Below are 18741 nucleotides of genomic sequence, written 5' to 3' on the forward strand. Positions count from 1 at the left end.
ATGACAACGAAAAACCTCCTCGTCGAACTCTTCGTCGAAGAACTCCCGCCCAAGGCGCTCAAGAAGCTGGGCGACGCCTTTGCCGGTGTGCTGCGCGATCAACTGGTGGCGCAGGGCCTGGCCGATGCCGGCTCGGTGCTGACGGCCTATGCGTCGCCGCGCCGCCTGGCGGCGCATCTCACGCACGTGTCGTCGCAAGCCGCCGACAAGGCCATCTCGCAAAAGCTGATGCCGGTGGCTGTGGGCCTGGACGGCTCGGGCCAGCCCACGCCCGCCTTGCTCAAGAAGCTGGCGGCACTCGGCGCGGATGGCTCGGCTGTCGCCGGCCTCAAGCGCGCACAGGATGGCAAGGCCGAAGCCCTCTTCTTCGAGAGCACCGCACGCGGCGCGACCCTGGCGGAAGGCCTGCAGAAGGCATTGGCTGAATCCATTGCCAAGCTGCCGATCCCCAAGGTCATGAGCTACCAACTGGAAACCGGTGACCTGCCGGGCTGGAGCAGCGTGAGCTTCGTGCGCCCCGCGCACGGCCTCGTGGCCTTGCATGGCGCCGAGGTGGTGCAGGTGGAAGCTCTCGGCTTGCGTTCGGGACGTGAAACGCACGGCCATCGTTTCGAAGCCGCGGTCGACCCCGTCGCGCTGCGCGATGCCGACAGCTATGCGCTGCAACTCATCGACGACGGCGCCGTCATCGCCGGCTTCGAGGCACGCCGCGCGGAGATCGCGCGCCAACTCGCAGCCGCTGCTGTGAAGGTCGGTGCCGGCTCGGTGCCGATCGACGACGACGCGCTGCTCGACGAAGTCACCGCGCTGGTCGAGCGCCCCAACGTGCTCGTCTGCGAATTCGAGCGCGAATTCCTCGACGTGCCGCAGGAATGCCTCATCCTCACGATGAAGGCCAACCAGAAGTACTTTCCGCTGCTCGACGCGCACGGTCGCCTGACCAACAAGTTTCTCGTCGTCAGCAACATCCGCCCGGACGATGCGAGCGCCGTCGTCGGCGGCAACGAGCGCGTGGTGCGCCCGCGCCTGGCCGACGCCAAGTTCTTCTTCGACCAGGACCGCAAGAAGTCGCTGGCCTCGCGCGTCGAATCGCTGGGCAAGGTGGTCTATCACAACAAGCTCGGCACGCAGGGCGAGCGCGTGACGCGGGTCATGCACATTGCGCGCGGCATCGCCGAAGCGATGGGCAACGCCGAACTGGCCGCACGCGCCACCCAAGCCGCGCAACTGGCCAAGGCCGATCTCGTCACCGACATGGTCGGCGAGTTCCCCGAACTGCAGGGCACCATGGGCCGCTACTACGCGCTGCACGACGGGCTGGACCCGTCGGTGGCCGACGCCATCGAAGACCACTACAAGCCGCGCTTTGCCGGCGACAGCCTGCCGCGCGGCAACGTCGGCGTGGTGGTGGCGCTGGCCGACAAGCTCGAAACGCTGGTCGGCATGTTCGGCATCGGGAACACGCCCACGGGCGACCGCGACCCCTTCGCGCTGCGCCGTCATGCGCTGGGCGTGATCCGCATGCTGGTTGAAAAGAAGCTGCCGCTGGAATTGAAGACCCTCATCGCCAACGCCGCAGAGCAGTTCGCAGGCATTGAAGGCTTCGATGCCCAACGCGCTGTCGATGGCCTGCAGACTTTCGTCTTCGACCGCCTCGCCGGCAGCCTGCGCGAGCAGGGCGCCAGCGCGCAGGAAGTCGATGCCGTGCTGGCGTCGATGCCGCAGCGCCTGTCGACCGTGCCCGAGCTGCTCGCGGCCGTGCGCGCCTTCGCTGCACTGAGCGAAGCACCCGCACTGGCGGCCGCCAACAAGCGCATCGGCAACATCCTGAAGAAGTCGCCGGAAGCCGACGCCCATGTCAACACCGCGCTGTTCCGCGAGCCGGCCGAGGGCGCGCTGTACGAAGCCATGCAGCAGGTGGTGCCGCGCGCCGACGCGCAGTTCAAGGAAGGCGACTACACCGGCTCGCTGCAAACGCTGGCCGCCTTGCGCGCGCCCGTCGATGCCTTCTTCGACGGCGTGATGGTCAATGCCGAAGAGGCCGACCTTCGCCTGAACCGCCTCGGCCTGCTGTCCTCGCTGCACACCGCCATGAACCGCGTGGCGCAACTCGAGCGGCTGGCCGTTTGATCGCCGCCGCATGACGCAGGGCAAGACCATGAAGATCGTCATCCTCGACCGCAACGGCACCATCAACGTGCATCGCGAAGACTTCGTGAAAAGCGATGTCGAGTGGACGCCGCTGCCCGGCGCGCTGGAGGCGATTGCGCGCCTCAATCACGCCGGCTGGCATGTGGCGATTGCTTCCAACCAGTCGGGCCTGGGCCGCGGGCTGTTCGACATGGCCTCGCTCAATGCGATGCACGCCAAGATGCACAAGATGCTGGCTGCCGTCGGCGGCCGGGTCGATGCGATCTTTTTCTGCCCGCACAGCCCCGACGAAGGCTGCGAATGCCGCAAGCCCAAGTCGGGCCTGTTCCATCAGATCGGCGAGCGCTACGGCGTCGAGCTCAAGGGCATGCCCACGGCGGGCGACAGCCTGCGCGACCTGCAGGCGGGCTATGCCGCAGGCTGCGAGCCGCACCTGCTGCTCACCGGCATGGGCTCCATTTGCCGAGGTGTCGATCCGCTGCCGCCCGAGTTTCCGCCGGGCACGCGCGTGCACGAAGACCTGGCCGCCTTTGTCGAGTTCCTGCTGGCGCGCGAAGCGCAAGCGAGCCTGACGCTGGCGGTCTGACAATAACCACCCATGAAGCCGCTTGAGGGGAGGGCCGGCGCCCACCAGAGCCGGCTGGAGATCCAATGTCACTGATTCGTTCCATCATCCACGCGCTGTGGATGCTCATCACCGTCATGCCCTGGGGCATCATCATGTGCGTCGCCTCGATCTGGCGCCGCAGCGAGCCGCTCTACTGGATGGCCGTGCGCTGGCTCAGCTGGGCCATCGGCGGTGCCCGCGTCATCCTTGGCATCCAGGCGCGCGTGACCGGCATGGAGAACCTGCCGCAAGACAAGCTCGCAGGCTGTGTCCTGCTGGTCAAGCACCAGTCGACCTACGAGACCTTCCTGATGCCGACGCTCATGCCGCATCCGCTGGCCTTCGTGTTCAAGCGCGAACTCATCTACGTGCCTTTCTTCGGCTGGGCGATGGCGCGGCTGGACATGATCCACATCGACCGCAAGCAGCGCGCGCAGGCTTTCAACAAAGTGGTCGACCAGGGCAAGCGCTTGTTGGCCGAGGGCATCTGGATCATCATGTTCCCTGAAGGCACGCGCATTCCGCGCGGTCAGAAGGGCCAGTACAAATCAGGCGGAACGCGCCTGGCGGTGGAAACGGGTGCGCCGGTCGTTCCGGTGGCGGTGACGTCCGCCAAGGTCTGGCCGCGCAAGGCCTTCATCAAGCGCCCGGGCGTGGTCGACGTGTCGATTGGCCCGGCCATTTCGAGCGTCGGTCGAAAGCCCGACGAGTTGATGCGCGAGGTCGAGGCGTGGATCGAAGCCGAGATGCGGCGACTCGATCCCGAGGCATACCGCTAGAACGCGAGACGGGGACGGAAAACAGCAACATGCGCAGCCTGCTTCAGTTCACCATGGATCTGTTCGACGAGCTGGCCGCGCCGGTGCCGACGGCCGGACAGGCGCCGCGCAAGAAGCGTGCGGTGCCAAAGAAGCCGCCTGTCGTGACACCCGTTCAGAGCGACACGGCCCAAGCGCCGGCAGCCATCGATGCGCCACCGCTTGCGCTGCCGGCCATGCCGGCCGCCCTGCTCGCCGACACCATCGCGCCCGCTGGCTTCGTGCATCCACGCGCCACGCGCGAAGTTCGGCTGGGCAATGCGCGCGTCGCCTACGAATTCACGCGCGCCAAGCGCCGCACCATCGGCTTCGTCGTCGGCGCCGAAGGGCTCAGCGTGCGGGCGCCCAAGTGGGTGGCGCTGCGCGACGTCGATGCCGCGCTGCTCGAGAAAGCGGACTGGATCGTGCGCAAGCTCGGCGAAACGCGCGAGCGCCAGGCGCGCATGGAGTCCTCGCGCATCGAGTGGAAAGACGGCGCGAGCTTCAACTTCCTCGGCGAGCCGGTGACGGTGCAACTCGATCCGCGCCACGCCTTCGTGGGCGCCGGCGCGATCCTGGACGCCGGCATCGACGGCCGCCCGCATGTGCTGCGGCTGGCGCTGGCCAACAACGCCAGCAGCGCGCAGGTTCGCGACGCCGCGCAGGCTTGGCTCATGCGCCAGGCGCGGCGTATTTTCACGGAGCGACTGGACCACTTTGCACCGCGCCTGGGCGTCAAGTGGACGAAGCTCTCGCTGTCGAACGCTTCCACGCGATGGGGCAGCGCGAGTGCCGACGGCGCGATCCGCCTGCATTGGCGTCTGGTGCACTTCCGCATGACGGTGATCGACTACGTGGTGGCGCATGAGCTGAGCCACCTGCGCGTCATGGACCACAGTCCGCGCTTCTGGGAAACGGTGGAAAGCGTCGTGCCCGACTACCACCTGCTGCGTCGCCAGCTCAAGGAAGAATCGGTTCCGCGCTGGTCCTGAGTTGTGTCGTCGCGGCTGGCGCCGCCGACAACGCCGACGCCATCTCGCCCAGCCGACGCAGCGCCGCGTCAACCTCCGGCGAATACGGCCAGCCGCAGTTGATGCGCATGAAGTGCTCGAAGCGCGCGGAGTTGGAAAACAACGAACCTGGCGCAAAGGCGATCTGCTCCGCCAAGGCGGCGTCAAAAAGCCGGCTGGCCGACAGCCGGTTCGGCAATTCGACCCACAGTTGCAGTCCGCCCTGGGGCACGTTCATCCGCGTGCCGGGCGGAAAGTAACGTGCGATGCCCTCGGTCGTCTTCTCGCGTTGCGTCGCCAGAAAGCTGCGCAGCCGGCGCAGGTGGCGGTCATACGCACCCGTCGCCATGAAGGTCGCGGCACCCACTTGCGACAAGGACTCGTTGTTGCGCGTCTGCGCGTACTTGAGCATCTCCACGCGCGCCTGCCATCGGCCTGCCGTGATCCAGCCCAAACGCAGCCCCGGCGCCAGGATCTTGTGCAGCGACGCGCAATGAATGACGTTGCCGCTGCCATCCCATGACTTCAGCGCGCGCAGCGGCGTGTCGGTGTCGACGAGTTCGCTGTAGGTGTCGTCCTCGATCAGCGCCATGCCGCGTTCTTCGCACAGGCGCACCAGCCGTTCCTTGTGGGTGTCAGGCATCACGCTGCCCAGCGGGTTCTGCAGGTGCGGCACCACCACGACGGCCTTGATGTCGCGGTAGGTGTCGGCCGCGAGTTCCAGCGCTTCGATGGAGATGCCCGTCTGCGGGCTGGTGGGAATTTCGAGCGCGCGCAGGCCCAGGCTTTCCAGCACTTGGAGCAGCCCGTAGAAAGTCGGCGATTCCACCGCGATCGTGTCGCCTGCCTGCGCCACGGCGCGCAAGGCGATGTTCAGGGCTTCGATGCAGCCGTTGGTCACCAGGATGTCCTCGGGCGACAGCGTCATGCCGCTGGCGAGCGCGCGGCGTGCAAGCACGGTGCGAAACGCCGGGTCGCCGCGCTGCTGGGGCGCGACGGTGAGCTGATCGGGCCTCAGCCGCAAGCCCTGCACGACGGCCGCGCGCAAGGCTTCGCCGGGATACAGCTGCGGTGCCGCGCGGGCAATCGAAAAGTTCGCCTTCAGCGCATGGCTGCGCCGATTGGCCACGAATTCGGAGACGCGCGCGTGAATGCCCACGTATTGCGCCGGATCGGCTGCGAGCCCGGGTGCCGGTTCTTCGACGCGCGCCATGCCGGTGCGCGCCGGCGTCCTGACGAAGTAGCCCGAGCGCTCCCGCGCCTCGACCCAACCACCGTTCTCCAGTTCGCGGCACAGCTGCAAGGCCGTCGACAGGCTGATCTCGTGCTGGCGCATCAGTGCGCGCAGCGAGGGCATGCGTGCACCGCGCTGGAGCGTGCCGGAGCGAATCGCGCCAATGTAGTGGGCGGCCAGCCGCTTGTAGAGGGGATGCGTGTTCGTCACCAGTCGATGCTCCCGGATCACGGACCCACGGAACAGATGCAGATCGAGCCAAAACGACCATAACAGACGATGGGCGCGACCGTCTGCTGCGCCTGAAATAGCGCTTGGCTGTGCCTGTTTTTCAGGGGGCCCGATTCCTACGATGAGGCTTCATTCCAGAAAGGCCCATCATGCGTTCATCGACAGGATCCATCTCCCTTCAAAGCGGCCAGATGCACCGTGCGACCGTTCCCGCGGGCACTGTGGTTCAGGTGATCTTCGGCACCGTCAGGCTTCAGGAGCCCTTGCGCTGGCTTGGCGAAACGGTGTTCTCGCCCGCAACGCTCTTGCGGCAAGGCGAGGCGTACACCTTCCTCGACGGCGGCTGGCTCGAGCTGACGGCCACCACCGACGCGCAGATATTGCAGACCCAGCCGGTCCCGGCGCTGCATGCGCTGGGCCAGCGGATCGTGGACCGCATCGCCCGCTCGGCGCCTGTGATGGCTTTCGTCAATAGCCTGCGCCGCGCGTGGAGTTGAATAATGTCCGGGCTCGATCAACACGCCATCGGATGGCCCGGAGACAAGTGCAATGAAAAGAACCTACGTGCTGGTGCACGGCGCGGTGCATGGCGGCTGGTGCTGGCGCGAGGTCGCAGCGCGACTTCGATCGGCCGGGCATGCGGTCTACACGCCGACGCAGACGGGCCTGGGCGAGCGCCGGCACCTGATGAGCCCGGACATCACCATCGACACCTTCGTCGACGACATCGCCAACGTCATCGAGGCCGAGGAACTGACGGACGTGTACCTGGTCGCCCACAGTTTTGGGGGCAATGCGGCCATCGGCGTGGCCGACCGCATGCCGCAGCGCCTGCGGCATCTGGTGCTGCTCGATGCGCTCATCCCGACGCCGGGCAAGAGCATCTTCGAAGGCCTGCCGCCCGACGTGGCGGCGTCACGAAGCCAGTCCGCAGCGCAATCCAGCGGCGGCCTGAGCATGCCGGCGCCGCCTGCCACCGCGTTCGGCCTGGTGCCGGGGCGCGACAGTGCGCAAGACATTGCATGGGTGGACCGCCGGCTCACGCCGCATCCGTGGAACACCTTCCTGACCGTGCTCACGCTGAAGAACCCGGTCGGCAACGGCGTGCCCGCGACCTACATCCGCTGCACCGACCCGCTCTACGCCGTGGTCGGCCCGAGCGCCGAGGTGGCCAAGGGCCGCGCCGACTGGCGATACGTCGAGATGAAGACGGGTCACGACGCGATGGTGTCGGCGCCTGATGAATTGACGCGGCTGCTTGCTGAACTGGACTGAGCGCGTCAGCCGGTGATCAGCCCCTTGCGTGGGTGACGCCACCGTCCACGATCAGCGTGGAGCCCATCACGTAGTCGCCGGCGCGCGAGGCCAGGAAGATGGCAGCGCCAGCCATGTCTTCCGGCGTGCCGATGCGACCGGCCGGAATGCGGCTCCTGACTTCGTCGGCGTGGTCGCGCGCATCCTTGTTCATGTTCGACGCAAAGGCGCCCGGTGCGATGGCGCTCACGACGATGCCGTCTTTGGCCAGTCGCAGCGCCATGCGGCGCGTGAGGTGGATCAGGCCGGCCTTGCTCGCGGCATACGAATAGGTTTCCTGCGGATTGACCGACACGCCGTCGATCGACGCGATGTTGATCACCTTGGACAAGTGCTCCGTCGCAGCCGCGCGCAGCATCGGCGTGAGAGCCTGCGTCAGGAAGAAGGGCGCCTTGAGGTTCAGGTCCACCACCTTGTCCCAGCCGCTTTCCGGAAACTCGTCATAGGGCGCGCCCCATGCCGCGCCGGCGTTGTTGACCAGGATGCCGAGCGAGCCTTCGTGCTTCGAATAGGCGGCGACCAGCGCCTGTGCGCCTTCCAGCGTCGACACGTCTGCCGGCAGCGAAGCGCAATGGCCAAGCGCCGACAGCTCCTTTGCCGTCTGGTCGCAGGCCTCGGCCTTGCGTGCCGAGATGTAGACGCGCGCGCCCTGCGCCAGAAAGCCCTCGGCGATCATGCGGCCGATGCCGCGCGAACCGCCGGTGATGAGGGCGGTGCGGCCCTTGAGCGAAAAGAGTTGTGTCGTGTCCATGCGATGTCTCCTGAAAGAGAGCGCAGCTTATTGCAGGACGCTGGCCGACGCCGTCACCTGCGCGCCAGCTCCCTCCCGCTCGTGCTCGGCCACCACTTCCTGCAGCACCTGGGCGAGCAAGCCTCCGACGACCGGCTTGTGCAGCACGCGCGCCGCCACGCCGGAAAGCTCCGCAAAGCGGTCGGGCGCCGTCTCCCCGGTGACGATGACCGCGACAAGTCCGGGCTGATGCAGGCGCAGGCGCGCGAGCACGTCCAGGCCAGTCTCCTCCCGAAGCCGATAGTCCACCAGAAGCACATCGGGAACAAAGCCGCACTGCAGCAGGCGCGCGGCCTGTTCGCCGTCCGCCGCGGTCTCCACCGGCCAGCCCAGCTGCTGCAGGTAGGTGCTGAGCGCTGCGCGTCCATCGACTTCGTCGTCGACCACGAGCACGGCGAGAGGCCGTCCGACCGGCGCAGGTCGGGGCACGCGGGTGGGCGGCGCCTCTTGCGGCGGGGCAACGGCTGCATCGACCTGCAGTTCGAAGAGGGTGCCAAAGCCGGGCACGCTGTCCAGGCGGATCTTGTGCTTGAGCAGGTTCGCGGTGCGCTGCACGATGGCCAGGCCCAAGCCCAGTCCCTGGCTGCGGTCGCGCGATGCGTTGTCGATCTGGTAGAACTCCTCGAACACCCGACCGCACTGGTCTGGCGCAATGCCGGGACCGGTGTCGATCACGCACACCAGCACGCAATGGCCCGGCCCCTTCGCCGCCGACAGCGTGACGCCGCCGATGCGGGTGAACTTGATGGCGTTGTTCACCAGGTTGCCCAGGATTCGCATGAACTGGTCGCGGTCCGTCCAGCCCCACAACGGCTCCGGCGGCACGCGCAGCTCCAGCGAAAGTCCGCGCTGGGCGGCCAGCGGCGCGTAGTCGTCACGCACCGCTCGCAGCAGGGCGCACATGTCGAAGGGCGCAAGGCGCGCATCGATCGCCTGCGCGTCGAGTCGTGAGATGTCGAGAATGCCGTCCAGCAGGCTCGCGCTGTGCCGCAGCGCGCTGCTGATGCCGTGGCTCACCTGCTTGAGGAGTTCGTCGTCGGTGCGCCGCACGAGGATGTCCAGCGTCGTGGCATTGATCGACAGCGCATGCAAGGGTTGCCGCAAGTCATGGCTGGCCGCCGCAAAGAAGCGGGTCTTGGCCTTGCTCGCTGCCCTGGCCCGGTCGCGCTCCAGTTCAACGGAAGTGGACAGCTGCGCGTTGTCTTCCACCGCCCCCATCAACACCCACATGGTGCGGTTCTGGTCGCGCACGCTGACGAGGAACATGGCCCACGCAAAGAGGATGCCGCCGCACGCAAAGTAGCCGATTTCGTCGCCGCGAATCAGCCAGCCACCCAGCAGGCACACGACCGTGGGAGTGCCAAAGCCCACGAAGGCCCTCATCGAGGCGGCGACCGAGGCGGCGCTCACGGCAAGCGCACCGATCAGCATGACGCTCATGGCAAAGGTCCCGATGAGCGTGGGCGTGAAGAACGACATGACCGCAAGCGGGCAAGTCGCCAGCCCATTGACGGCAAAGCCGCGGATGAGCCGGGGCAACGCATCCACCTGCTGCCTTGCCGACAGCTTCTCGATGGAGCGTGCAAGGCAGATGCGATAGACCGTGACCATGGCGATGCCAAGCAGCCAGAGGCAGGGCCATATGCCCAGGCCGTGCCAGGAGCCGATGCAGGCCATGATGCCGAAGCCCATGAAGATGCCTGGCAGGCGCCGCGAGTAGCGCAGCATCATGGCCGTGCGGCGCTCTGTGATGCGCCTTTGAATGCGTGCGTCCCGCGATGCGTTTGCGAAGTCGGGCGGCAGCGAATCAGCCAATGTCAAGGCCCTCGCGCGATGCCTGGTAGGCCGCTTCGGTGCGGTTGCGCACGCCCAGGGCGCTGTACACCGCGCTCAGGTGCGCCTTGACCGTCGATTCGGCAATGTCCAGTTGCCGCGCAATCAGCTTGTTGGACAGGCCCCGCGTGGCGGCGCGGTACACCTCCATCTGGCGGCTGGTCAGTTCGGCCAGTCGCGCGTCGGTGGAGGGCGCCTCCCGCATGCGCGGCGGTGCCGCTTCGGACGGAAGGAAAATGCGGCCGGCAAGCACCTGCTGCACGGCCTCCACCATTTTCTCGGAGCTGTATTCCTTGGGGATGAAGCCGGCCGCGCCAAGCTCGATGGCATCGTGAATGAGCGCCGAGTCAGTTTCGCCCGACAACACCACGATGCGCGCCATGCATCCGGATTCGCGAAGGCGCCGAATGGCCTCGGCTCCCTTGCAGTCGTTGAGATGCCAGTCGAGCAGCACGACATCGAACGCAGTCTCCTGCACAAGCTGCGATGCGCGCCCGATGTCGCGCGTGGTTTCGACGCGCAGTTGCGGCGTCAGCACGTTCAGCAGGCCTTTCATGCCTTGCAGGAACATGACGTGGTCGTCCACCATGAGTACATTCATTTTTTGTACCTCTCCTCCCTCAGGGCGCCATGTTTACCACATCGCTCGCGCGCAAAGGTGCAGCCAAGGGCATAGTTTGAGCGGCGTGTCAACGCTACGGTTGGCGGACGCAGAAGGCGGCGCAGACTCATAAGCTGTCAAGGATGAAACAAGCAGCAGAGGTCATGGAATGGCCTGGGGAGGCGCGCAGCAATCTGCGCGCGACGGGACACTATCCAACCCATCTGATCGATGTGCGTTCGCTGGGCAACAGCCGGCGCCTGATGCTGCGGCCCGTGCTGCCGCAGGACAGCGAAGCGCTCGCCGACATGGTCAACAGGCTGTCGGAGCCATCCAGGAGGCGCCGCTTTCCCAACGCAGCGCTACCGGCATCGGCCGACGCAATGCGTGCCCTGACCTGCGTGGACCATGCGCGCCATGTGGCGCTGGTGGTGGCGCTGCAAGAGGGGCAGTGCGAACACCTCGTGGCGGATGCGCGCTACAGAATCGACGAGAGCGACGGCAGGGCAGAGCTTGCGCTCGTGGTGGACGACGCGTGGCAGCGCCGGGGCGTTGCGACCTGGGCATTGCTTGCATTGGGTCGCGCGGCCTGCGCTGCCGGCATCGATCGACTGCACTGCGACGTGCCCGCCGAGAACGAACCGATGCTGGCGCTGATGCGGCACTGCCGGTTTCGTTGCATGGGCGACCCCGCCGATCCGGGCATCGTGCACGTCGAAGCGCCGCCCCACGAGCTGATGGCACGCCGCTCCCCGCGTGATACCAAGGCTTCCGGATGGATTCATCGCCTCCTGGGCGACGCGGGGCCGGCGTCACTTTCCCGCGGTTGAATGCGCCGGCGCCTCGCCCCGCCTCAGTGGGCCGGCGCGCCGAAGCGATAGATACCGTCCTCGCCCAGCGTGCGCTTCAACTGGCGGTTGAAGCGAAGGTAGTGCAGGTGGGCCACGGCCTCGCCCATGGCAAAGGTCATCTGGTGCAGATCGAGCTCGCGCTTGAAGAGGATCGGCAAGGCATCGGCCGCCGAATGCGGTCGCGAAAGGCAGGCATCGAGCAAGGCCGCGAGGTGGTCGCGGTGATGCATTTCCAGCTGCTCCACGCGCCGATGCACGCCCGTGAAGGGCTTGCCGTGCGACGGCAGGCCCAGCACATCCACCGGCAGGCTGCGAAAGCGCGCGATGCTTTCCAGGAACATGCGCAGCGGGTTGGCCTCGGGCTCGCCCGCGTACACGCTCACGTTGCTGGAAATGCGCGGCAGCATCATGTCGCCGCCCAGCAGGGTGTTGAGTTCGGCGCAATACAGCGAGATGTGCTCCGGCGCATGGCCGTAGCCGCTGATGCAACGCCACGCGCGGCCACCGATGACGATGTCGTCGCCATCCATGATGCGCACGAAACTCCTGGGCACGCCTGCGACCAGGTTGCTGTAGTAGCTGGTGCGCGCGCGGAGCTTGGCCAGGGCGTCCGGGTCCACCAGTCCATGGGACGCAAAGAAGTCTGCCGCCGCGTCGCCGCCGGCCGCGCTGTCGCCGTCGTCGCAGAGCATGCGCGCCACGTGATAGTCGGTGGAGCTCATCCACAGCGGCACATTCCAGCGCGTGCACAGCCAGTTGGCCAGGCCGATGTGGTCCGGGTGCATGTGCGTGACGATCACGCGCAGCACGGGCAGGCCTTCAAGCTGCGTGGCAAACACCTGCTCCCACTGCGCGCGCGATTCCTCGCGCGAAATGCAGCAGTCCACAATGCTCCAGCCCTGCACGCCGTCGATTTCGTCGCGCAGCAGCCAGAGGTTGATGTGGTTGAGCGCAAAGGGCAGGACCATGCGGATCCATCGAACGCCCGGCGCAACTTCCATGGAGGAACCCGGTTCGGGCAGCGCGTCGCCCAAGGGGTAATGCAGTTCGCGTTCGAGGAGGTTCATGTACAGTTGACGTTTACGTTAACGTCATATGAGAATCGTGCATTGTAGGCACTGCGGCCAAAATCCGCTGTCGCGCCCGCAATCCGGCCCTTGAAATCCCTTGACTTCCATGCCCACGCAGACCTTCACGATCGGAGAACTCGCCCAGGAGTTTGAACTGACCACCCGGGCGATCCGCTTCTATGAGGACATGGGCCTGCTCACGCCCGAACGCCGTGGCCCCGGGGGACGCCAGCGGGTGTACAGCGGCCGCGACCGTGCGCGCCTGACGCTCACCCTGCGCGCCAAGCGCCTGGGCCTGAGCCTGACGGAAGCCAGGGACATCCTGGACATGTACGACAGTCCGCGCGACACGGTGCCGCAACTGGAGAAGTTCCTGGCCATCCTGGGAGAGCACCGCAGCCAGCTCGAAGCGCAACTGGCCGAGTTGCAGGCCAATCTCGACGAAGTCCGCGAGCATGAGCGCAAGGCTCGCACCACATTGGCGCGCGCCCGCAAAGCCGCCTGAATTCCAACCCTCACCGACAATCCAACCATGCCAAACAGCCTCAACGACCTCTTCGCGCACAACCGGGCCTGGTCGGCCCAGGTCGAGCGCGACCGCCCCGGCTTCTTCACCAGCCTGGTCAAGCAACAGACGCCGAAGTACATGTGGATCGGCTGCTCCGACAGCCGCGTGCCGGCCAACCAGATCACTGGGCTGGAGCCCGGCGAGGTGTTCGTGCACCGCAACGTGGCCAACATCGTCGTGCACTCCGACCTGAACGCGCTCTCGTCGATCCAGTTCGCCGTCGAGCGCCTGAAGGTGGAGCACATCATGGTGGTGGGCCACTACGGCTGCTCGGGTGTGCAGGCCGCGCTGGAAGGCGCGCGCATCGGCCTGGCCGACAACTGGATCCGCCACATCCAGGACGTGCGCGACCGTCATCGCGTGTTGCTCGAATCGCTGCCTGAAGCGACGCGTGCCAATGCGCTGTGCGAGCTGAACGTGGTCGAGCAGGTGGTCAACGTCTGCGTGAGCACCGTGATGCTCGACGCCTGGGGCCGCGGCCAGAAGGTTCGCATCCACGGCTGGGCTTTTGGCGTGCACGACGGCCTGCTCAACGACCTGGAGATGACGGTGAGCAGCAGCGAAGCGCTCGAGGGACTTCACCAGCGCGCCGTCGAACGCATTCAGGCCAAGTGGCGGGACGCAGCGGCGCCCGGACAAGCCGCAGCCTGAACGCACGGGATTTCAATCAGGGGGAGAAAAAAGAAAGATGTTTCCGCAACGACTCGATTCGCCGCTGGCCTATGACATCGCGAAAGCGATGGCGGATGGCTTCAACCGGCATTACCGGCTTTTTCGCGCGGAGTCGGCCCGTGCCAAGCACCGCTTCGAAACGGCGGACTGGCACGGCCAGCAGCGCGCCCAGCGCGAGCGCATCGAGTTCTACGACCTTCGGGTGAGCGAGGCGGTGGCCCGGCTCGAAAAGGAATTCAAGGCGGGCGAACAGCCCATGGACGTGTGGCACCAGGTCAAGCTGCACTTCATCGGGCTGCTGGTGAACCATCACCAGCCCGAACTGGCCGAGACTTTCTTCAATTCGGTCACGACCAAGATCCTGCACCGCGCGTATTTCCAGAACGACTTCATCTTTGTGCGTCCTGCGATCAGCACGGAGTACATCGAGCCGCGCGACGCGCCGACCTACCGCTCTTACTACCCGCCGCACGACACGCTGGACGACACCATCGTGCGCATGCTCGAAGACTTCGGACTGCAGGGCAAGTACGCCAACCTGCACCGCGATGCGACGCGCGTGGCGCACGCCATCCTCGGTCGCTTTCACCAGGTGAAGCTGCGCGCCAACTTCCAGGTGCAGGTGCTCTCCAGCCTGTTCTATCGCAACAAGGGCGCGTACGTGGTCGGCAAGATCATCAACGGCTTTGTTGAGTTGCCCTTTGCGCTGCCGATCCTGCACGACAGCAAGGGCCATTTCTACGTTGACGCGATCCTGTTCGGCGAAGACGACCTGCAATTGCTCTTCAGCTTTGCGCGTGCTTACTTCATGGTCGAGATGGAAGTGCCCTCGGCCTATGTTCAGTTCCTGCGCTCGCTCATGCCGCGCAAGCCGCGCGCCGAGATCTACAACGCGCTGGGGCTGGCCAAGCAGGGCAAGACGCTGTTCTATCGCGACTTTCTCTCGCACCTGAATTACTCGAGCGACAAGTTCCGCATTGCGCCCGGCATCAAGGGCATGGTCATGCTGGTGTTCGACCTGCCGTCGTTCCCCTTCGTGTTCAAGCTGATCAAGGATTTTTATCCGCCGCAAAAGGACACGACCCGCGAGCAGATCAAGGGCAAGTACATGCTGGTCAAGCAGCACGACCGTGTGGGGCGCATGGCCGACACGCTCGAATACAGCGACGTGGGTTTTCCACTGGACCGCTTCGAGCCCGACCTGATCGAGGAGATCGAGAAGTTCGCGCCCAGCCAACTGGCCATCGGAGACCGCGACGGCAACGGTGAGATGGAGGTCGTGCTCAAGCACGTCTACATCGAGCGACGCATGATTCCGCTGAACCTCTTCCTGCAGGAATCCTTTGACCAGATCGCGAACCCCGACAACGAAGCGCATGCCAAGCGCGCGCAGGACCAACTGGAGCACGCCGTCGTCGAATACGGAAACGCCATCAAGGACATGGTGGCGGCCAACATCTTCCCGGGCGACATGCTGTGGAAGAACTTCGGCGTCACGCGCGGCGGCAAGGTGGTGTTCTATGACTACGACGAAATCGAATACCTCACCGACTGCAACTTCCGCAAGGTGCCCGCGCCACGCAACGAGGAAGACGAGATGAGCGGCGAGGTCTGGTATTCGGTCGGCCCGAAGGATGTGTTCCCCGAAACCTTCGAGCCCTTCCTGCTGGGCAACGACCGGGTGCGAAAGGCCTTCATGGCGCACCACGCGGACCTGCTCGACGCCGCCTTCTGGCAAAGCCACAAGGAGCGCATCAAGGCCGGGCAAATGCTCGATGTCTTCCCTTACGACGAAGCGCAGCGCTTCGTCCACGACGGCCACGCGGCTTATTTTTGAAACCTGAAGGAGAACTCCATGCCTGAATCCATCGTCATCGTCGGTGCTGCCCGCACGCCCATGGGCGGCTTCCAGGGCGACTTTTCTTCCCTCTCCGCGCACGACCTCGGCGGCGCGGCGATCAAGGCCGCCGTCGAGCGCGCCGGCATTGCGCCTGATTCGGTCGGCGAAGTGCTGTTCGGCAACTGCTTGATGGCAGGGCAGGGCCAGGCGCCCGCGCGCCAGGCGGCCTACAAGGGCGGCCTGCCCGACAGCGCCGGCGCCGTGACGCTCAGCAAGATGTGCGGCTCGGCCATGAAGGCCGCGATGCTGGCGCACGACCTGCTACTGGCCGGCACGCACGACGTCATGGTCGCGGGCGGCATGGAAAGCATGACCAACGCGCCCTACCTCATGCTCAAGGGCCGCGGCGGCTACCGCATGGGACACGACCGCATCTTCGACCACATGATGCTCGACGGCCTCGAAGACGCCTACCAGCCCGGCCGCTCGATGGGCACCTTCGGCGAAGACTGCGCCGCCAAGTACAAGTTCACGCGCGAGCAGCAGGATGCGTTTGCCGTGGCCAGCGTCGAGCGCGCCAAGCACGCCACCGCCGACGGCTTGTTCAAGGCCGAGATCACGCCCGTGACCGTGAAGGGTCGTGGCGGCGACACCGTCGTCGCCATCGACGAAGGTCCGGGCAAGGTCAAGCTCGACAAGATCCCGACGCTCAAGCCCGCGTTCAAGAAGGACGGCGGCACCATCACCGCGGCATCGAGTTCGTCCATCAACGACGGCGCCGCGGCGCTGGTCATGATGACCGAATCGCACGCGAAGAAGATCGGTGCCAAGCCGCTCGCGCGCCTGGTCGGCCACGCCACGCACGCGCAGCAGCCCGAGTGGTTTTCCACCGCGCCCGTCGGTGCCGTGCAGAAGCTTTTCGCGAAGACCGGCTGGAACGTGAAGGACGTCGACCTGTGGGAAGTCAACGAAGCCTTCGCCGTCGTGCCGATGGCGCTGATGGCGGAGATGGGCGTGGCGCATGACATCGTCAACGTGCATGGCGGCGCTTGCGCCCTGGGCCATCCGATCGGCGCGAGCGGCGCCCGCATCATGGTGACGTTGATGCATGCGTTGCAAGCGCGTGGTCAAAAGCGCGGCGTGGCCACCTTGTGCATCGGTGGCGGCGAAGGCACGGCGGTCGCCATCGAACTGATCTGAAGTCTTCATCGTCGCGGTGGCGCGCACTTCGCGCGTCGCCGCTCTTGCGTCCAACAAGAATCAAAAGGGAGTTTTCGAGCCATGCCTTTCGCCATTCCCCGCGCTTCACTGTTCACCTTGCTGGCCGCCGCCATCGCGACGCCGGCGGCCTGGAGCCAGACCCGACATGAAGCGCTCTTCGCGGAAGCCACCGCAGAGAAGCCAGCCGTCATCAAGACGCTGGAGCGACTCGTGAACATCGAAACCGGCACCGGCGACGCCGAAGGCCTTGCGACATCGGGCAAATACCTCGAGGACGAACTCAAGTCGCTGGGCTTCAGCACGTCCCGCAGCAAGGCGGCGGGCAACGTGGTCGGCGACAACATCATCGGCAAGCTCAAGGGCAAGGGTGGCAAGAGCTTGCTGCTGCTTGCCCACATGGACACGGTCTACCCCCGCGGCATGCTCGCCAAGGCGCCCTTCAAGATCGAGGGCGACAAGGCCTACGGCCCCGGCATTGCCGACGACAAGGGCGGCATCGCGGTGATCGTGCACACGCTCAAGCTGCTGAAGGCGCGCGACTTCCAGGACTTCGGCTCGATCACGGTGCTGTTCAACACCGACGAAGAGAAGGGCTCCTTCGGCTCGCGCGACGTCATCCAGGAAGAGGCGAAAAAGGCGGACTACATCCTGTCCTTCGAGCCCACGTCGGCGGGCAAGGAGAACTTCGTGCTGGGCACCTCGGGCATTGCCTACGTGCAGGCCAACATCACCGGCAAGGCGTCGCATGCGGGCGTGGCGCCGGAGGCGGGTGTCAACTCGCTGGTCGAGGCATCCGACCTGGTGCTGCGCACCATGGGACTGGACGACAAGGCCAAGGGCCTGCGCTTCAACTGGACCATGGCCAAGGCCGGCACCGCCAACAACATCATCCCCGACAGCGCAACGGTCAACGCCGACGTGCGCTACGAACGCAACGAAGACTTCGAGGCGGCCATGAAGACGCTGGAAGAAAAGGCGCAGCAAAAGAAGCTGCAGGCCGCCGACGTCAAGATCGTCGTCACGCGCGGTCGCCCGGCCTTCAACGCCGGCGCAGGCGGCAAGCTGCTGATCGACAAGGCCGTGGGCTACTACAAGGAGGCGGGCGGCGAGCTGGAATTGGTCGAGCGCACCGGTGGCGGCTCCGACGCCGCCTACGCCGCGCTCTCGGGCAAGCCCGTCATCGAAAGCCTCGGCCTGCCGGGCTTTGGTTATCACAGCGACAAGGCCGAGTACGTCGACATCAGCGCCATCCCGCGGCGCCTGTACATGGCAAGCAAGATGATCATGGACCTCGGGCAAGGCAAGTGACACCATGATCGGCACCACACCCCAGTTGCGCACGCTGTACGACGAACCCGGCGAGCGGGCCGTGCGCAAGCAGATGGCGCAGTTGGATGTGCACTGCCGGCGCTTCATTGCGTTGTCACCGTTCTGCGTGGTCTCCAGTGCCGGCGTGGCGGGGCAACTGCTCGACGCATCGCCACGCGGCGGCGCGCCGGGCTTCGTCAAGGTGGCGGACGACCGCACGCTGCTGCTGCCCGACAGCGGCGGCAACAACCGGCTGGACACGCTCGAGAACCTGCTGGCCGATCCGCGCATCGGCCTCCTCTTCATGGTGCCGGGCGTCGACGAGACGCTGCGCGTCAACGGCACCGCTCGCTTGCGCGATGAGGCTGCGTTCGTCGACGTCTTCGCGCAGGAACGCCAGCGCCCCAAGCTTGTCATCGAGGTGCAGATCGAAGAGGCCTACCTGCATTGCGCGAAGGCCTTCATGCGCTCCGAACTCTGGCAGCCGGCCACGTGGCCATCGCGCGACGCCTTGCCCACGATGAACCAGATGATCCGCGACCAGACGCAGGGCCAGACTGCTGCCGAATCGCAAGCCGGGATGCTGGCGCGCTATCGCGAGCAACTGGACCAGGAACGCCAACCCGCGCCATAAGACATCAAC

At 65.9% G+C, this 18741-nt stretch carries 18 protein-coding genes; 13 read left to right on the forward strand and 5 right to left on the reverse strand.

Annotated features, from left to right (window positions below; translation table 11 throughout):
• From glyS to QTI66_RS21915, 4 genes are all read left to right on the forward strand, one after another.
• Positions 1-2130, forward strand: coding sequence for a glycine--tRNA ligase subunit beta (gene glyS, locus QTI66_RS21900; RefSeq protein ID WP_286562010.1), 2130 nt, complete (start codon positions 1-3; stop codon positions 2128-2130).
• Between the two features lie 28 nt (positions 2131-2158).
• Positions 2159-2737: a D-glycero-beta-D-manno-heptose 1,7-bisphosphate 7-phosphatase gene (gene gmhB / locus QTI66_RS21905; RefSeq protein ID WP_286562473.1), complete on the forward strand. Its 579-nt coding sequence runs from the start codon at positions 2159-2161 to the stop codon at positions 2735-2737.
• A gap of 65 nt (positions 2738-2802) precedes the next feature.
• Positions 2803-3537, forward strand: a complete 735-nt coding sequence (locus QTI66_RS21910; RefSeq protein WP_286562011.1) for a lysophospholipid acyltransferase family protein — start codon at positions 2803-2805, stop codon at positions 3535-3537.
• 29 nt (positions 3538-3566) lie between these two features.
• Positions 3567-4547, forward strand: coding sequence for a M48 family metallopeptidase (locus QTI66_RS21915; protein ID WP_286562012.1), 981 nt, complete (start codon positions 3567-3569; stop codon positions 4545-4547).
• Here QTI66_RS21915 and QTI66_RS21920 read toward each other — a convergent pair.
• Positions 4516-6009, reverse strand: coding sequence for an aminotransferase-like domain-containing protein (locus QTI66_RS21920; protein WP_286562013.1), 1494 nt, complete (start codon positions 6007-6009; stop codon positions 4516-4518). The two genes, QTI66_RS21915 and QTI66_RS21920, sit on opposite strands and share 32 nt — an antisense overlap.
• Before the next feature lie 170 nt (positions 6010-6179).
• Here QTI66_RS21920 and QTI66_RS21925 point away from each other — a divergent pair, with 170 nt between their 5' ends.
• The gene (locus QTI66_RS21925) at positions 6180-6527 is read left to right on the forward strand and encodes a hypothetical protein (protein ID WP_286562014.1); all 348 of its coding nucleotides are present in this window, start codon (positions 6180-6182) and stop codon (positions 6525-6527) included.
• Positions 6528-6579: 52 nt separating this feature from the next.
• Positions 6580-7305 (forward strand): alpha/beta fold hydrolase, encoded by a 726-nt coding sequence (locus QTI66_RS21930; protein ID WP_286562015.1) that lies wholly within the window; start codon positions 6580-6582, stop codon positions 7303-7305.
• Positions 7306-7321: 16 nt separating this feature from the next.
• On the opposite strand, the gene QTI66_RS21935 is transcribed toward QTI66_RS21930, so the two are convergent.
• The 3 genes from QTI66_RS21935 to QTI66_RS21945 are packed head-to-tail and all read right to left on the reverse strand — an operon-like array spanning position 7322 to position 10568.
• Positions 7322-8095, reverse strand: a complete 774-nt coding sequence (locus QTI66_RS21935; protein ID WP_286562016.1) for an SDR family oxidoreductase — start codon at positions 8093-8095, stop codon at positions 7322-7324.
• 27 nt (positions 8096-8122) lie between these two features.
• On the reverse strand, positions 8123-9955 hold the full coding sequence (locus QTI66_RS21940) for an ATP-binding response regulator (protein WP_286562017.1): 1833 nt from the start codon (positions 9953-9955) through the stop codon (positions 8123-8125).
• Positions 9942-10568 carry a response regulator gene (locus QTI66_RS21945; protein WP_286562018.1) on the reverse strand — a complete coding sequence of 209 codons (627 nt, stop codon included), beginning with the start codon at positions 10566-10568 and terminating at the stop codon, positions 9942-9944. Before QTI66_RS21945 ends, QTI66_RS21940 begins: the two co-directional genes overlap by 14 nt.
• A gap of 164 nt (positions 10569-10732) precedes the next feature.
• On the opposite strand from QTI66_RS21945, the gene QTI66_RS21950 reads away from it, so the two are divergent.
• A complete protein-coding gene (locus QTI66_RS21950) occupies positions 10733-11398 on the forward strand; it encodes a GNAT family N-acetyltransferase (protein WP_286562019.1) in 666 nt (221 codons plus the stop codon).
• A gap of 23 nt (positions 11399-11421) precedes the next feature.
• Here the strand turns inward: QTI66_RS21950 and QTI66_RS21955 are convergent, their stop codons facing one another.
• Positions 11422-12486 (reverse strand): MBL fold metallo-hydrolase, encoded by a 1065-nt coding sequence (locus tag QTI66_RS21955; protein ID WP_286562020.1) that lies wholly within the window; start codon positions 12484-12486, stop codon positions 11422-11424.
• A 109-nt stretch (positions 12487-12595) separates the two neighbouring features.
• Here QTI66_RS21955 and QTI66_RS21960 point away from each other — a divergent pair, with 109 nt between their 5' ends.
• The 6 genes from QTI66_RS21960 to QTI66_RS21985 all read left to right on the forward strand — a co-directional run bounded on the left by QTI66_RS21960 (position 12596) and on the right by QTI66_RS21985 (position 18732).
• Positions 12596-12994, forward strand: coding sequence for a MerR family transcriptional regulator (locus QTI66_RS21960; RefSeq protein ID WP_286562475.1), 399 nt, complete (start codon positions 12596-12598; stop codon positions 12992-12994).
• Positions 12995-13021: 27 nt separating this feature from the next.
• Positions 13022-13708, forward strand: a complete 687-nt coding sequence (gene can / locus QTI66_RS21965; protein ID WP_286562021.1) for a carbonate dehydratase — start codon at positions 13022-13024, stop codon at positions 13706-13708.
• 37 nt (positions 13709-13745) lie between these two features.
• Positions 13746-15566: a bifunctional isocitrate dehydrogenase kinase/phosphatase gene (gene aceK, locus QTI66_RS21970; protein ID WP_286562022.1), complete on the forward strand. Its 1821-nt coding sequence runs from the start codon at positions 13746-13748 to the stop codon at positions 15564-15566.
• Between the two features lie 18 nt (positions 15567-15584).
• Positions 15585-16769, forward strand: coding sequence for an acetyl-CoA C-acyltransferase (locus QTI66_RS21975; RefSeq protein WP_286562023.1), 1185 nt, complete (start codon positions 15585-15587; stop codon positions 16767-16769).
• Between the two features lie 81 nt (positions 16770-16850).
• Entirely contained in the window at positions 16851-18098 is a 1248-nt protein-coding gene (locus QTI66_RS21980; RefSeq protein WP_286562024.1) for a glutamate carboxypeptidase, read from the forward strand.
• 4 nt (positions 18099-18102) lie between these two features.
• Positions 18103-18732, forward strand: a complete 630-nt coding sequence (locus QTI66_RS21985; protein ID WP_286562025.1) for a pyridoxamine 5'-phosphate oxidase family protein — start codon at positions 18103-18105, stop codon at positions 18730-18732.
• Positions 18733-18741 lie beyond the last annotated feature (9 nt).

Source organism: Variovorax brevis (assembly GCF_030317105.1).
GTDB classification, from domain to species: domain Bacteria; phylum Pseudomonadota; class Gammaproteobacteria; order Burkholderiales; family Burkholderiaceae_C; genus Variovorax; species Variovorax brevis.